The sequence below is a fragment of the Azospira sp. I09 genome (genome assembly GCF_009177135.1).
Taxonomy (GTDB): domain Bacteria; phylum Pseudomonadota; class Gammaproteobacteria; order Burkholderiales; family Rhodocyclaceae; genus Azospira; species Azospira oryzae.
Genome location: NZ_AP021844.1, coordinates 1,430,033 through 1,444,646 on the forward strand (window position 1 = coordinate 1,430,033; position 14,614 = coordinate 1,444,646).

The window sequence follows — 14,614 nt, forward strand, 5'->3', positions numbered from 1 at the left end:
TCAGCCTCCAATCATGTCGGTGTTGGCGGCGCCGGGGGGCACCATGGGGTAGACCTTCTCGTTCATGTCGATGAAGGCGTGGATGAGGCAGGGGCCGGGCCGTTGCAGGGCCTGGCGCAGGGCGGCCCGGGGATCGGCGGCGGTGTCCAGGTCCAGGGTATCGATGCCGAAGCCTTCGGCGATCTTGAGAAAGTCGGGCTGGCCGGCGAATTTGGAGGCGAAGTAGCGCTTGCCGTAGAACAGCTCCTGCTGCTGGTACACCAGGCCCAGGGCGTCGTTGTTCATGAGCACGATCTTCAGGTTGGCGCCGGCTTCGGCAATGGTGGCCAGTTCCTGGATGTTCATCAGGATGCTGCCGTCGCCGGTAAAGCAGACCACGGTGCGCTCGGGCTCGGCCAGGGCGGCACCGAGGGCGGCGGGAACGCCGAAGCCCATGGTCCCCAGGCCGCCGGAGGTTAGCCACTGGCGCGGCCGACGCAGGGGGTAGGCCTGGGCCACCCACATCTGGTGCTGGCCCACGTCGGTGGCAATGGCGGCGGAATCGTCCAGGCAGTCGGCCACGGCCTGGATCAGGCCGTAGTGGCTGCGGGGGTCTTCCAGGTTGGGCCGCTGCAGGCGAAAGCGGGAGCGCAGGTCGCCCATGTGGGTGAGCCAGCGCTTGCGCAGGTGGGCCTCCACCAGGGGCGAAAGTTTTTCCAGCACCTCGCCCACGTCGCCAGCGATGCCCACGTGGGCGTTCTTGATCTTGTCCAGTTCGGAGGGGTCGATGTCGATGTGGATGATCTGGGCCTTGGGGCAGAAGGCGGCCACCTTGCCCGTGGCCCGGTCGTCGAAGCGGGCGCCGACGGCGATGAGCAGGTCGCACTCTTCCAGCAGCAGGTTGGTGTAACGGGCGCCGTGCATGCCCAGCATGTGGATGGAGAGGGGATGGTCCACCGGCATGGCGCCCAGGGCCATGAGGGTCATGGTGGTAGGCAGCGATGCCTTCTCTGCCAGGGCCACGGCGGCCTCGGCGGCGCCGGAATGGACGACGCCGCCGCCCAGATAAAGGATGGGCCGCTCGGCGGCGTTGATCATGGCGGCGGCCTTCTCGATGGCCGCCATGTCCGGCGCCGGCTGGGCCTGACGCCCGCCGGGGGCAGGCCACTGGCTGACCTCGATGGCCTGGGCCTGGACGTCCTTGGGAATATCCACCAGCACCGGGCCGGGGCGGCCGGAGGCGGCCAGGGTGAAGGCCCGGGGAATCACCTCCAGCAACTCCTCGGCGGAGTTCACCAGGAAGTTGTGCTTGGTGATGGGAATGGTGAGGCCGTAGGTGTCCACCTCCTGGAAGGCGTCGGTGCCGATCATGCTGCGGGGCACCTGGCCGGTGATGGCCACCAGGGGAATGGAATCCAGCTTGGCGTCGGCGATGGCGGTCAGCAGGTTGGTGGCGCCGGGGCCGGAGGAAGCGAGGCAGACGGCGGGCTGGCCGCTGGCCCGGGCCATGCCCTGGGCGATGAAGCCGGCGCCCTGCTCATGGCGGGCCAGCACGTGGCGGATTTTTTCCGAGGCCGAGAGGGCGTCGTAGAAGGGCAGGATGGCGCCGCCGGGAATGCCGGAGACGGTGGTGACGCCCTGGCGTTCCAGCAGGCGGACGACGATCTGGGCGCCGGTAAGGGTTTCCGACGCCGGGGCGGCATCCGTCTGGCGGGCGGCTTGGGGGGCTGGGGCATTCATGGCAGGGCTTCTCCTTGCGTGATCCGGTTTGGCTTGCCGGTCGGAGGGCCCAAAAACAAAACCCCCGCCGGGCTGTCGCGCCGGCGGGGGTTTTGTGGAATTCGGTTGGTTTCTTTACCGGACTTCGCTCATCCCAGCGGCGCACGCGCGTACTACTACGACTACGCGTACTACAGCGCCTACTACGCCAATGACGGACGCGCCCGCGCCGGCCCGGGAGGGCAGCGTGTTGCAGCGGTCGAAGTCGGCGAAGTTGTGCATGGGGCTGATAAAGGATTCGCGGTTGAAGGCGGAAAAAAATCTGCCGGTAAAAAATTTTTTTGCCACTGCTCCGGCAAAAACGATCCGACGATTATGCAGAAATTCCGGTGGGGCATGCAACAGGAAATTCACAGTTTCTGTGGATAAGTCTGTGGGCCGTTCCGGGACAGTCGGCGAAAAGCCACAGTATTACTGGGGATTAAACACTCTGCCCGTTTTCTGGGCAAAATGCTCCCGGCTGTGGAAAAGACCCTGTCGCCAAATACACTATATGTAGTTGTCTATTACTCTCGTACTACTACCTGTAGTGTCCAACCCCTTGCCCTCCGCTTGAGGGCTGGGGTAAAGTCTCCTCCGCGACGGTTCCCCGATTTTGGGACAAATGGGAATCCGGTGCGGCGATCAAGGAAGTCGGGATCAGACGGATTCCCCGCGAATCCGCAGCGAACTTTCCGCCCATGCCGGAGCTGCCCCCGCAACTGTAAACGGCGAGTTCGATGTCCACGCGTGCCACTGGGAGGCAGTTCCACCGGGAAGGCGGGCATCGGGCCAGGACCCGTGAGCCAGGAAACCTGCCGTCGCCAATTTTTCAGTCTGACCAGGGGCGGGGTGCCCCCCGGTGGATCGGGATTGTCCGCTGTCGGCCGCCATGGGCGTCCCCGCCGGCGCCTCGGCAATCCCGCCGCCCTGGGCCCCCGTTCCGTTGATAACGGGAGTTCCACGATGCAAACCGGCCTCTTCGCCACCCACCAAGCGTCATCCCACCTGCCCTCCGACAATCTGGACGACAGTCTGCCCAACGCCGCCGATCTGGCCGGCCGGGCCCAGTCCTTCGAGGTCATCCGCCGCAACGGTTCGGTGGTGCCCTTCAATGCGGAGAAAATCTCCGTCGCCATGAACAAGGCCTTCCTGGCCGTGCACGGCAGCCAGGGCGCCGCTTCGGCCCGCCTGCGGGATCTGGTCTCCCGCCTCACCGCCATCGTGGTCCAGGCCCTCACCCGGCGCCTGCCCGGCGGCGGCACGGTGCATATCGAAGACATCCAGGACCAGGTGGAGCTGGCCCTGATGCGCTCCGGCGAGCACGACGTGGCCCGGGCCTACGTGCTGTACCGGGAAAAGCGGGCCGCCGAACGGGCCGCCCAGGCGGCGGCCGCCCCCGCTGCCGCAGGCCCCCTGCTGCACGTGGTGGACGGCGACCGCCGCTTCCCCCTGGACCGGGCCGCCCTGCTGCAGCAATGCCGGGAAGCCTGCCAGGGCCTGGCCGATGTGGCTGCCGAAACGGTGCTGGAGCAGGCCCTGCACAACCTCTACGACGGCGTGCCCCTGGCCGCCGTGCGCCAGTCCCTGGTGCTGGCCGCCCGCACCCTGATCGAGCGGGAACCGGGCTACAGCAAGGTGGCCGCCCGCCTGCTGCTGAGCAGCGTGCGCGTCGAAGTGCTGGGCGAGGAAGCCAGCCAGGAGGCCATGGCCGCCCGCTACGCCGAAGCCTTCCCCGGCCTCATCCGCACCGGCGTGGACGCCGAGCTGCTGGATGCCCGCCTCAAGGACTATGACCTGGAACGCCTGGCCGCCGCCCTCAAGGCCGAGCGGGACCTGCAGTTCGACTACCTGGGCCTGCAGACCCTCTACGACCGCTACTTCCTGCACGTGGACGAGCGCCGCATCGAGCTGCCCCAGACCTTCTTCATGCGCGTGGCCATGGGCCTGGCCCTCAACGAGATCGACCGGGAAGCCCGGGCCATCGAGTTCTACAACCTGCTCTCCTCCTTCGACTTCATGAGCAGCACGCCGACCCTGTTCAACAGCGGCACCCGGCATTCCCAGCTCTCCTCCTGCTACCTCACCACCGTCTCCGACGACCTGGAAGGCATTTACCAGTCCATCAAGGAAAACGCCCTGCTGCAGAAGTACGCCGGCGGCCTGGGCAACGACTGGACCCCGGTGCGCTCCCTGGGGGCCCGCATCAAGGGCACCAACGGCAAGAGCCAGGGCGTCATCCCCTTCCTCAAGGTGGTGAATGACACGGCCGTGGCCGTAAACCAGGGCGGCAAGCGCAAGGGCGCCGTCTGCGCCTATCTGGAATCCTGGCATCTGGACATCGAGGAATTCCTCGAGCTGCGCAAGAACACCGGCGACGAGCGCCGCCGCACCCACGACATGAACACCGCCAACTGGATTCCCGACCTGTTCATGCAGCGGGTCATCAACGGCGGCGAGTGGACCCTCTTCTCCCCCAGCGACGTGCCCGACCTGCACGACAAGTTCGGCAAGGAATTCGAAGTCGCCTACAACGCCTACGAGGCCAAGGCCGACCGGGGCGAGATCCGTCTGTTCAAGCGCATTCCCGCCGTGCAGCTGTGGCGCAAGATGCTGACCATGCTGTTCGAGACCGGCCACCCCTGGATCACCTTCAAGGATGCCTGCAACCTGCGCTCGCCCCAGCAGCACGTGGGCGTGGTGCATAGCTCCAACCTGTGCACCGAGATCACCCTCAACACCTCCGATTCCGAGACCGCCGTGTGCAACCTGGGCTCGGTGAACCTGCCGGCCCACCTGATCCTGGTGGACGGCCAGCTGGTGCTGGACCAGGCCAAGCTGCAACGCACCATCCGCACCGCCATGCGCCTCCTGGACAACGTGGTGGACATCAACTTCTACGCCACCCCCAAGGCGCGCAACGCCAACGTGCGTCATCGCCCGGTGGGCCTGGGCATCATGGGCTTCTCCGACTGCCTGCACCGCCTGGGCCTGCCCTACGCCTCCGAGGCCGCCGTGGAATTCGCCGACCGCTCCATGGAAGCCGTCTGCTACCACGCCTACTGGGCCTCCACCGACCTGGCCGAGGAACGGGGCCGCTACTCCAGCTTCAAGGGCAGCCTGTGGGACAAGGGCATCCTGCCCATCGACTCCCTGCAGCTGCTGGAAGACGCCCGCGGCGGCTATGTGGAAGTGGACCGCAGCACCACCCTGGACTGGGACGCCCTGCGCGAGCGCATCGCCCAGGTCGGCATGCGCAACTCCAACTGCGTCGCCATTGCGCCCACGGCCACCATCTCCAACATCATCGGCGTCTCCGCCGCCATCGAGCCTGAGTACCAGAACCTCTACGTCAAATCCAACCTCTCCGGCGAATTCACGGTGGTGAACGAATCCCTGGTGCGGGACCTGAAGGCCCTCAACCTGTGGGACGAGGTGATGATCTCCGACCTCAAGTATTTCGACGGCTCCCTCGGCCCCATCGACCGCATCCCGGACGAGCTGAAGGCCCGCTACGCCACCGCCTTCGAGATCGACCCCACCTGGCTGATCCGGGCCGCCGCCCGTCGCCAGAAGTGGATCGACCAGGCCCAGTCCCTCAACCTCTACGTGGCCGCACCCTCCGGCAAGAAGCTGGACGAGATCTACAAGCTGGCCTGGACCCAGGGCCTGAAGACCACCTACTACCTGCGCACCCTGGGCGCCACCGCCATGGAAAAGACCAGTTCCCCGGTGGACCGGGCCGCCGCCCCCGCCGCGCCCGAGCCCAAGTTCTGCTCCATCGACAACCCGGATTGCGAGGCCTGCCAATGAGCCAACTGCGTTTCGACGACTGGGACGACGCACCCGCCGCCGTCCAGCCCGCCCCGGCTGCAACGCCCGCCCGGCAAGCATCTCCAGCCCCCCTGCCCGCCCAGGCAGGAACGGCGGCGCCCCTGGCCGGCACTACCCCGGCAGCCGCGCCCCGCCTGCCTGCCGGCGGCATCTCTCTGGCCCCCATCAACCCGGAAGACAAGCGGGTGGTGAACGGCAAGGCCGACATCAACCAGCTGGCGCCCTTCAAGTACCCCTGGGCCTGGGAGTTCTTCCTCAACGCCAACCGCAACCACTGGACGCCCCTGGAAATCTCCATGGCCCAGGACGTGCACGACTACAACCACAAGCTGACGCCGGCCGAGCGCCACGTCTTCGAGAACGTGCTGTCCTACCTCACCACCTCCGACATCCTGGCCATGCGCAACATCGGCCTGGCGGTGATGGAGAAGATGAGCGCGCCGGAGCTGCAGATCTACCAGGCCCGCCAGGTCTATGAAGAGGCCCTGCACACCTGGACCTACCAGCACTGCATCGAAAGCCTGGGCCTGGACCAGAAGGAAATCTACAACCGCTACCGGGTGGTGCCGGAAATCCACGGCAAGATCGCCCTGGCCAACCGCCGCCTGGAGCGGGTGATGCGTTCCGACTTCGACCTGACGGACCGGGACAACCTGCACGAATTCGCCCTCTCCTACCTCTTCTTCGCCGGCATCTTCGAAGGCTGCTGGTTCTACAACGGCTTCACCCCCATCTTCGCCCTGCAGCGCCGGGGCCTGATGAAGGGCACCGCCGAGCAGCTGCAGTACATCATGCGCGACGAGGTGCTGCACTGCGCCTTCGGCATCCGGGTGGTGCGCCAGCTGCTGCAGGAAGAGAACCTGACCCTGGACCCGGTCCAGGTCAAGGCCCTGTGGGAAGAGGCGGAAGCCGCCGAGTCGGCCTACGCCGGCTACATCCTGCGGGAGCCCATCCTGGGCTACAACGCCGACCTGCACCGGGACCAGTTCCGCTTCATCGCCAACCGCCGCGCCCGCCAGCTGGGCCTGGCCGAGCCCTTCCCCGGCGCCGAGAACGTGCTGCCCTGGCTCGACGAACAGGCCAATATGCGCAAGGAAAAGAACTTCTTCGAAACCCGCGTCACCGAGTACCAGACCGGCGGCGCTCTGGCCTGGGACTGAGCCGGGCGGCAACCAGCGGCGTCGTGCCCTGGACGCTGCCCCGGCCCCTGGCGGGGATGGGGCAGCCCAGGACACAGACTTTTGTCATAGATGGGATTGGGGGTATGATCGCGCTCCTGATCGCCTGCAGTTGCGATCCCGGCTCCCCAGGGAGCCATTAGCAGTCAAAGGTGTCCGGCGGCAGCAGCCGCCGGGTGAAACGGGAACGAAGTAACGGCCATCACGGCCCCAAGCTTCGGCTGCCCCCGCAACGGTAAGCCAGTGCGGATGTTCCACGGCCCTCCTCCCCGGAGCGCCAGCCACTGAGCCAGCCCGTCGCCCCCTCACCGGGGCCGGCGACTGGCTTGGGAAGGCGGAACATCAAGACTGGCGAGCCCGGAGACCGGCCTTTGATTTTTGCGTGCCCGCCGTCCATGAAGGACGGTGCCGGCACGAACCTGCCACCGACCGCGGGGTTGCGGACGGAGCGGAGCATGAATCGAAGCGCCGGCCTTTCCCTCTGAGCCGAGTTTCTGCCGCCTGCCCTCGGGCCGGCGGTCGCGCCTCATCCTTTGTGCCCCCGTTTCCCGAAGCCCGGTCGGTAGCCATCGACTGGAGTCATACAGCAACATGGGGAGCATCAACAACCAACAACCGCGGCGTCTCCTGGCCGCCGCCATCGCCGCCCTCTTTTCCCAGGCCGCCCTGGCCGCCGGAGAGCAGGGCGAGACGGAACTGGGCAGCGTGGTGGTGACCGCCTCGCGTATCGAGCAGACCACCCTGGAGGCCCCGGCTGCCGTCACCGTCGTGACGGCCGACAAGCTGGACGCCTCGGGCGCCGTGCGCATCGGCGACGCCCTCACCGCCAAGGTGCCCAGCTTCTACATGCGCAACGGCCTGGGCACCAGCACCCGCATCAACACCGCCCCCATCGTCTCCTTCCGCGGCCTCTCCGACGGCCGGGTGAAGATGATGGTGGACGGCATGAGTCTCTCCGACGGCAACGCCGGCGGCCTGGCCAGCCTGATGGGCATTCCCATGGGCGAGGTGGAGCAGATCGAGGTGGTGCCCGGCTCCGCCTCGGCTCTCTACGGCAGCGACGCCATGGGCGGCGTGGTCAATGTCATCACCAAGGTGCCCACCAAGCAGGAAACCCGGGTCAAGGTCAGCCGGGGCTTCGGCGACGGCGAGCGCAGTGCGGTGGAAGCCAGCTACCGCAACAAGTGGGACAACGGCCTGGCCGCCACCCTGGGCTTCGGCTACGAGGACATGGCCGGTTTCGCCGGCAGCGACCTGGTGGTGCTGCCGGTGGGCACCACCGGCACCGGCGCCAACGCGGTCCAGGGTGGCCGGGCCACCACCACGGTGGATGGCAAGAAGGCCTATGTGGTGGGGGACCAGGGCGCCATCTCCTCCCACGCCAACAACCTGCATGCCAAGGTCTATTACAGCCTGGATGCCCAGTCCCGCTTCTTCGCCGGCTTCAACCGCAGCGAAAGCAGCATCGGCTTCGAGCGCTTCAACAACTACCTGAGCAAGAACGGCGCTCCCCTCGCCCTGCCCGCCAGCAATGTCTCCATCAACGGCGACAAGCTGGGCAGCATCAAGGAATCGAGCTTCTGGAATTCCAGCAATCCCAACTACCGCCAGGAGACCCGCTACTTCGCCGGCTTCGACGGCAAGCTGGGCAATGGCTACGACCTCAAGGCCAATGTGGGCTACTTCGACCGGGAGGCCTTCTACGTCGGCTCCGGCACCGGCGCCACCTTCGACGGCGGCCCGGGCACCCGCACCAGCACTCCCAACACCACCCTGGACGCCTCGGCCCAGCTGGGTTTTGCCGCGGGCAGCAACCAGTACCTGATCGTCGGTCTCTCCTCCAGCCGCAGCCACCTGCGGCGCAAGGTATACCAGCTCACCAGCTGGCGCGATCCCGACAGCACCACCGGCGCCCTCAACGAACAGTCCGACGGGGAAAGCACCACCAATTCCCTGTTCCTGCAGGACCAGATCTTCGTCGGCGACGACCTCACCCTCTACCTGGGCGGCCGCCACGACCGCTGGAGCAGCCGGGGCAACATGCAGAAATACGTCGGAACGCCCCGAAGCAATCTGGACATCCCGGAGCGCTCCGAATCCGCCTTCTCCCCCAAGGTGGCGGCGGTCTACCGCCTGACGCCGGGCACCAGCGTGCGCAGCTCCCTGGGCAAGGCCTTCCGTGCCCCCTCCAACTACGAGATGTACGCCACTCCCAGCATCAGCAGCCGCCGCCTGCTGGTGGCCGACCCCAACCTGAAGCCGGAAACCTCCACCTCCTGGGACCTGGGCATCGAGACGGCCCTGGCCGGCCAGGGCTCGGCCAAGGCCACCTATTACCGCACCCGGCTGCAGGACATGATCTACCGCAAGCTCAGCCCCTACAGCGGCAGCCTGGCCAATGTGGACTTCTTCGCCACGGCCACCAACGCCGGCCAGGCCGAGGTGGAAGGCGTGGAGCTGGCGGCGGAAATGCCCCTCGCCTCCTGGCTGCGGGCCTCCGCCAGCTACACCTGGACCGACAGCCAGATCACCCGGGACGAGAGCGGCACCGGCCTGCAGGGCAAGCGCCTGCGCTATGTGCCGAAAAACACCGCCTACTTCGCCCTGGACGCCCAGTGGCAGCAATGGCGCGCCTACCTCTCCGCCGCCTACACCGGCGAGCAGTTCAGCAAGGAAGACAACAGCGACGTCATCAAGAACGTCTACGGCGGCGTCAGCAAGTACTGGCTGGCCAACCTTAAGCTGAGCTACCAGTTCGACAGGAATTTCAAGGTCAGCGCCGGCATCAACAACCTCTTCGACAAGACCTACTACGAGTACTACCAGATGCCCGGCCGCAATGCCTTCATCGAGCTGAGCGCCTCGTTCTGACCCTGGGAGCCATCATGGAAATCGTCACCCTCATCGAGCAACTGCTCTACCAAGTCTCCACCGCCCTCTACCTGCCGGTGATCGGCGGCTGCGCCCTGCTGGTGGCCTACGTGCCCCTGCAACTGGGCATCACCCTGTTCGACGCCTGGCAGCGGCGCCGCGGCCATCTGCCGGAGGTGGAAAGCTTCAAGCTGCGCCTGGGCCAGCTGCGGCACCGCCTGAAGGGCTATCCGCGCCGCCTGGAGATCGAAGTGGAACGGCTGCTGCAGGCCGAGGAACTGGAACTGTCGCGGCGCCTGGACCGCATCCGCTTCGTCATCAAGGTGGGGCCGGCCCTGGGCCTCATGGGCACCCTCATCCCCATGGGCATTTCCCTGGCCGCTCTGGCCGAAGGCAACATCCCCAAGATGGCCGGCAGCATGGTCACCGCCTTCACCGCCACCGTGGCCGGCCTGGGCGCCGGGGTCCTCGCCTATCTGCTGGCCCTCTCCCGGGAACGGTGGGTGCGGGCCGATGTGCGGGAAATGGCCCACGCCGCCGAACTGACCCTGGCGGAAAGCGGCCAGGCCCTCCCCCACCACCTGCAGACGGAGGCCGACGATGCGGTTGCTGCAGCGGCGTAGGCGCTTCTCCCTGGACGGCGAGGCCCTGGAAGACCCCATCGCCGGGGTCGCCAACCTCTTCGACGCCAGCATCGTCTTCATCGTCTCCATGATGATCGCCCTGTTCATGGCCTACAACATGATGGACCTGCTGGACCCCAGTTCCGAAGTGACCATGGTGAAGAAGAACGCCAACGGCGAGATGGAGATCATCACCAAGAAGGGCAACGAGATCAAAGCCGCCAAGGTCACCGACCAGAAGCTCTCGGGCCGGGGCGAACGCCTCGGCACCGCCTACAAGCTGCCCGACGGGAGGATCGTCTATGTACCGGCCGACTGAGGGCAAGCGCCCGATCCTGTTCCACCTCCGGCACCTCTTCCTGGGCCTGGCCCTGCTGCTCCTGGGCCTGGCCGCCCAGGCCCGACCCCTGTCATTGGTGCTATTCCCCGGCGACCCGGCCACCCTGACGGCGGTCAATGCGGTGCAGCAGCTGCAACGGGAACCGGTCCTGAAAGAGGTGCGCTTCCACATCGCCTCCTCCTCCCAGCCCAGCCCGGCGGACCTGGAAGCCCTGGCCAAGGCCGACCTGGCCCTGATCTACAACATGGGCCGGGACCTGGCGAAGCAGATTGCCCCCGCCGTGGCCGAAATCAACCGGCGCGGCGCCAAGGCCTACGCCGTCGGCTCGCCCTTCGAGGAAGGTGAACGGGATGCGGGCCTGAGCCGCAACGAGGAACTGCGGGCCTACGCCCAGGCCGGCGGCGTGGACAACTACGCCGCCATGCTGCGCCTGGCCCTGGCCCGGGAATTCGGCCTGCCCCTGGCGGCCCCGCCGCCCCGCCCCTTCCCCGCCGTGGCCCTGTGGAATCCCCGCAGCGGCCAGCTCTTTAGCCGCTTCGAGGACTACGCGGCAGACTACCTGCGGCAGCGCCCCGGCGCCGCCGAGCGGGTCTGGGTGGGCATCGTCTTCAACCGGGTCACGGCCCAGGCCGGCCGCTCGGCCCTGCTCGAAGCCATGGTGGAAAGCCTGGAGCGGCGCGGCTTCAACGTCGCCCCGGCCTTCGGCTTTCCTTCCGAAAATGCGGTCAAGCAATACTTCATCGACCCCAGGGGCAAGGCCCGGGTGGCGGCCCTGGTGGGCCTGGCCCTGAAGATGGGCAACGTGCCGGAGAAAACCATCCCGCTCATGCAGGCCCTGGACGTGCCCGTGGTCAATGCCCTCTCCCTCTTCAACCAGAGCCGCCAGGAATGGGAGGATTCGCCCATGGGCCTGAGCCTCAACGAGCGGGCCTGGCAGATCGCCGGAGCCGAATTCGCCGGCGCCGTGGCTCCCACCGTGGTGGCTTCCAAGGAGCGTCTGACCGATCCCCGCACCGGCCTGGAATACGTGGTGGAGGCCCCCATTCCCGAGCGCATCGAGCGCCTGGCGGACCGGGTGAAGAAGTGGGTGGAGCTGCGCTATGAGCTCAACACCAACAAGCGGGTGGCGGTGATCTACTACAACTACCCGCCGGGCAAGGAGAACATCGGCGCCTCCTACCTCAACGTGCTGCCCCGCTCCCTGTGGCAGATCCTCTCCCGCCTGGAGCAGGCCGGCTACAACGCCCAGGGCCGCCCGGCCACGGAAGAAGCCCTGTTCGACGCCCTGCGGGAACACGGCACCAACATCGGCAACTGGGCTCCCGGTGCCCTGGAAAAAATGGTGCGCAGCGGCCACGCCATGCTGCTGCCGGTGAGCGACTACCGCAAATGGTTCGACCGCCAGCCGGAAAAGCTGCGCCGCGCCATGGTCCAGGCCTGGGGCGAGCCGGAAAACTCCAGGGTGATGTTGTGGAAGGACGGCAAGGGCAAGCCCCACTTCGTTTTCCCCGCCCAGCGCTACGGCAATCTGGTCTTCGCGCCCCAGCCTTCCCGGGGCTGGGAGGGCGACCTCAAGAAGATGTACCACGACGTGGCCCTGCCGCCCCACCACCAGTATCTGGCCTTCTACCTGTGGCTGCAGAAGGGCTACCAGGCCCATGCCATGGTGCATGTGGGCACCCACGCCACCCATGAATGGCTCTCCGGCAAGGAGGTGGGCTTCACCGCCGCCGATCCGGGGGAGGCCATGGTGGGCGACGTGCCCCAGCTCTACCCCTACATCGTGGACGACATCGGCGAGGCCCTGCAGGCCAAGCGGCGCGGCATGGCCACCATCATCTCCCACATGACGCCCCCCTTCGACAGGGCCAGCCTCAACTTGGAACTGGTCAAGCTGCGGGGCCTCATCGACGACTACGTGGTGGCAGCCCAGAAGAGCGAATCCGCCGCCGCAGCCGCCCTCGGCGAGATCAACACCCAGGGCCGCAAGCTGGGCGTGCTCAAGGACATCGGCAAGGACACCCTGGCCAACGGCGAGGAGGTGGAGGAACTGGAGCACTACCTGAAGGAAGTGAGCGAACACCAGGCCTCCTACGGCCTGCACACCTTCGGCATCGCTCCGCCCAGGGAGATGCAGCGCAGCACCGCCGAGGCCATCCTGGCCCTGGCCGGCAAGCTGGCCCCGGCCGAATACCAGCGCCGCCTGGAAGCCCTGATGGCCAATATGGAAGCCAGCGGCAAGGCCGAGCTGGACGCCCTGGAGGCGGGGCTGGCTGGGCGCTACGTGGCCGCCGGCCCGGGCAACGACCCGATCCGCAATCCGGACTCCCTGCCCACGGGACGCAACCTCTACGGCTTCGACCCCTCCCGCCTGCCCACTCCGGGCACCTGGGAACAGGGCCGCAGCCTGGCCGAGAAGTTCGTCGCCGACTACCGGCAGCGCCACGGCCAGTACCCGGACCGGGTGGTGTTCAATCTGTGGAGCACCGAGGCCATGCGCCACGAGGGCGTCACCGAGGCGGAAATCCTCGCCCTGCTGGGAGTGAAGCCCCAATGGGACGAACGGGGCCGGGTCAGCGGCCTGGAGATCATTCCCCGCCGCGACCTGGGCCGGCCCCGGGTGGACGTCACCGTGGTGCCCTCGGGCCTCTACCGGGACGCCCTGCCGACCCTGATGCTGCTGGTGGACGAGGCCGTCTCCAAGGTGAAGGACCTGGAGGAGGACGACAACCCCATCCGCACCAATGTGGGCAAGACCCGCCAGGCCCTGGAACAGCGTGGCATCGCCCCGGCCGAGGCGGCGCGCCTGGCGGCAGTGCGGGTGTTCACCGAACCTTCCGGCGCCTACGGCACCGGGGTGGACAACGTGGTCCAGGCCGCCAACACCTGGGATAAGGAAAGCCAGGTGGCCGACGTGTACTTCAACCGGGTCGGCCATCTCTTCGGCCAGGGCTACTGGGGCGACCGCCCCGGCGGCGCGGCCCTGGCGGTGGACATCTTCAAGATGGCCCTGAAGGATGCCAAGGCGGCCATCCACTCCCGCTCCTCCAACCTCTACGGCACCCTGGATAACGACGACGTGTTCCAGTACCTGGGCGCCACGGCCATGGCCATCCGCCAGGTGAACGGCAAGTCGCCGGAAACCCTGGTGCTCAACCTGGCCGACGGCAAGGGCGGCAAGCACGAGACCCTGGACAAGTTCATGGGCCGGGAAATGCGGACCCGCTACACCAACCCGGAATGGGTCAAGGCCATGTTGAACGAAGGCTATGCCGGCGCCCGCTTCGTCATGAAGGTGACCGAGCACCTGTGGGGCTGGCAGGTCACCGTGCCGGAGGCGGTGGACGGCGCCAAGTGGCAGGAGATGTACGAGACCTACGTGGCCGACCGCAACCGGCTGGGCGTCAGGGACAAGTTCCGGGAAGCGAAGAACCTGCGGGCCTACCAGGCGGTGGTGGACAAGATGCTGGTGGCCATCAACAAGGGCTACTGGCAGGCCGAACCCCGGGTGAAGGCCCATCTGGAGCAGGTGAACCGGGAAGTCATGGCCGAAGCGGGCGTCGCCTGCAATGCCAACAGTTGCAGCAGCGCCGAGGTCACCGCCCTGGCCCAGGCCCAGGACGCCCGGGACATGGCCGAGGCCCGCAGCCTGCCCGCCCCGGGCAACGGCGCCCGCGCCCCCGGCCGCAGCAGCGCCCTGCCGGCCGCCGCAAGCAAAGCCGCCCAGGCCGCACCGCCCCCAGGCGCCAAGGCAGCCGCCCAGCCGGCCCAGGCCAAGGCGGCGCCGCCCCCGGCCCCCAGGCCGACGCCGCCCGCCCAGGCCGGCGAGCCGGTGCATGGCTACGCGGTGCAGGAAAGCAAATCCGCCAACAGCCCCCTGCCGCCGGCCGTCACCCACTGGGCCCTGGCCGGCCTGGGGGCCCTGGTGCTGCTCGGCTTCGCCTGGCGCGCCCGGCGCCGGCCATGAGCACGGCCTAGGCCGGACCGTCCCCCTCCGGGGTGATCCTGCTGTCACCCCGGCGTTTGCGCGC

General features: G+C 67.4%; 8 protein-coding genes and 2 riboswitches. Of the genes, 7 read left to right on the plus strand and 1 reads right to left on the minus strand.

Translation table 11 applies throughout. From position 1 onward, the window contains the following. Positions 1 to 1,719: an acetolactate synthase large subunit gene (gene ilvB / locus AZSP09_RS06655; RefSeq protein ID WP_152089537.1), complete on the minus strand. Its 1,719-nt coding sequence runs from the start codon at positions 1,717 to 1,719 to the stop codon at positions 1 to 3. A gap of 18 nt (positions 1,720 to 1,737) precedes the next feature. Between ilvB and AZSP09_RS06660 the strand changes: the two genes are divergently transcribed. From AZSP09_RS06660 to AZSP09_RS06690, 7 genes are all read left to right on the plus strand, one after another. After that, positions 1,738 to 2,127 carry a hypothetical protein gene (locus AZSP09_RS06660; protein WP_152089538.1) on the plus strand — a complete coding sequence of 130 codons (390 nt, stop codon included), beginning with the start codon at positions 1,738 to 1,740 and terminating at the stop codon, positions 2,125 to 2,127. 196 nt (positions 2,128 to 2,323) lie between these two features. Then, positions 2,324 to 2,574, plus strand: a riboswitch (cobalamin riboswitch). 129 nt (positions 2,575 to 2,703) lie between these two features. Continuing rightward, positions 2,704 to 5,550: a ribonucleoside-diphosphate reductase subunit alpha gene (locus AZSP09_RS06665; protein WP_197739067.1), complete on the plus strand. Its 2,847-nt coding sequence runs from the start codon at positions 2,704 to 2,706 to the stop codon at positions 5,548 to 5,550. Next, entirely contained in the window at positions 5,547 to 6,731 is a 1,185-nt protein-coding gene (locus tag AZSP09_RS06670; RefSeq protein WP_152089539.1) for a ribonucleotide-diphosphate reductase subunit beta, read from the plus strand. The genes AZSP09_RS06665 and AZSP09_RS06670 overlap by 4 nt, the downstream gene beginning before the upstream one ends. A 151-nt stretch (positions 6,732 to 6,882) precedes the next feature. After that, positions 6,883 to 7,136, plus strand: a riboswitch (cobalamin riboswitch). Positions 7,137 to 7,340: 204 nt separating this feature from the next. Next, on the plus strand, positions 7,341 to 9,620 hold the full coding sequence (locus AZSP09_RS06675) for a TonB-dependent receptor plug domain-containing protein (protein ID WP_152089540.1): 2,280 nt from the start codon (positions 7,341 to 7,343) through the stop codon (positions 9,618 to 9,620). Between the two features lie 14 nt (positions 9,621 to 9,634). After that, positions 9,635 to 10,243 (plus strand): MotA/TolQ/ExbB proton channel family protein, encoded by a 609-nt coding sequence (locus AZSP09_RS06680; RefSeq protein WP_152089541.1) that lies wholly within the window; start codon positions 9,635 to 9,637, stop codon positions 10,241 to 10,243. After that, a complete protein-coding gene (locus tag AZSP09_RS06685; protein WP_014236992.1) occupies positions 10,221 to 10,562 on the plus strand; it encodes a DUF2149 domain-containing protein in 342 nt (113 codons plus the stop codon). The genes AZSP09_RS06680 and AZSP09_RS06685 overlap by 23 nt, the downstream gene beginning before the upstream one ends. Next, positions 10,546 to 14,550: a cobaltochelatase subunit CobN gene (locus tag AZSP09_RS06690; protein WP_152089542.1), complete on the plus strand. Its 4,005-nt coding sequence runs from the start codon at positions 10,546 to 10,548 to the stop codon at positions 14,548 to 14,550. The genes AZSP09_RS06685 and AZSP09_RS06690 overlap by 17 nt, the downstream gene beginning before the upstream one ends. The last annotated feature ends 64 nt before the right edge of the window (positions 14,551 to 14,614 follow it).

What these genes read in the sequence shown, in the direction of transcription:
- AZSP09_RS06670 (WP_152089539.1), top strand. Translation starts at nt 5,547, where the DNA reads ATGAGCCAACTGCGTTTCGACGACTGGGACGACGCACCCGCCGCCGTC.
- AZSP09_RS06680 (WP_152089541.1), top strand. Translation starts at nt 9,635, where the DNA reads ATGGAAATCGTCACCCTCATCGAGCAACTGCTCTACCAAGTCTCCACC.
- AZSP09_RS06675 (WP_152089540.1), top strand. Translation starts at nt 7,341, where the DNA reads ATGGGGAGCATCAACAACCAACAACCGCGGCGTCTCCTGGCCGCCGCC.
- AZSP09_RS06665 (WP_197739067.1), top strand. Translation starts at nt 2,704, where the DNA reads ATGCAAACCGGCCTCTTCGCCACCCACCAAGCGTCATCCCACCTGCCC.
- AZSP09_RS06690 (WP_152089542.1), top strand. Translation starts at nt 10,546, where the DNA reads ATGTACCGGCCGACTGAGGGCAAGCGCCCGATCCTGTTCCACCTCCGG.
- AZSP09_RS06685 (WP_014236992.1), top strand. Translation starts at nt 10,221, where the DNA reads ATGCGGTTGCTGCAGCGGCGTAGGCGCTTCTCCCTGGACGGCGAGGCC.
- ilvB (WP_152089537.1), bottom strand. Translation starts at nt 1,719, where the DNA reads ATGAATGCCCCAGCCCCCCAAGCCGCCCGCCAGACGGATGCCGCCCCG.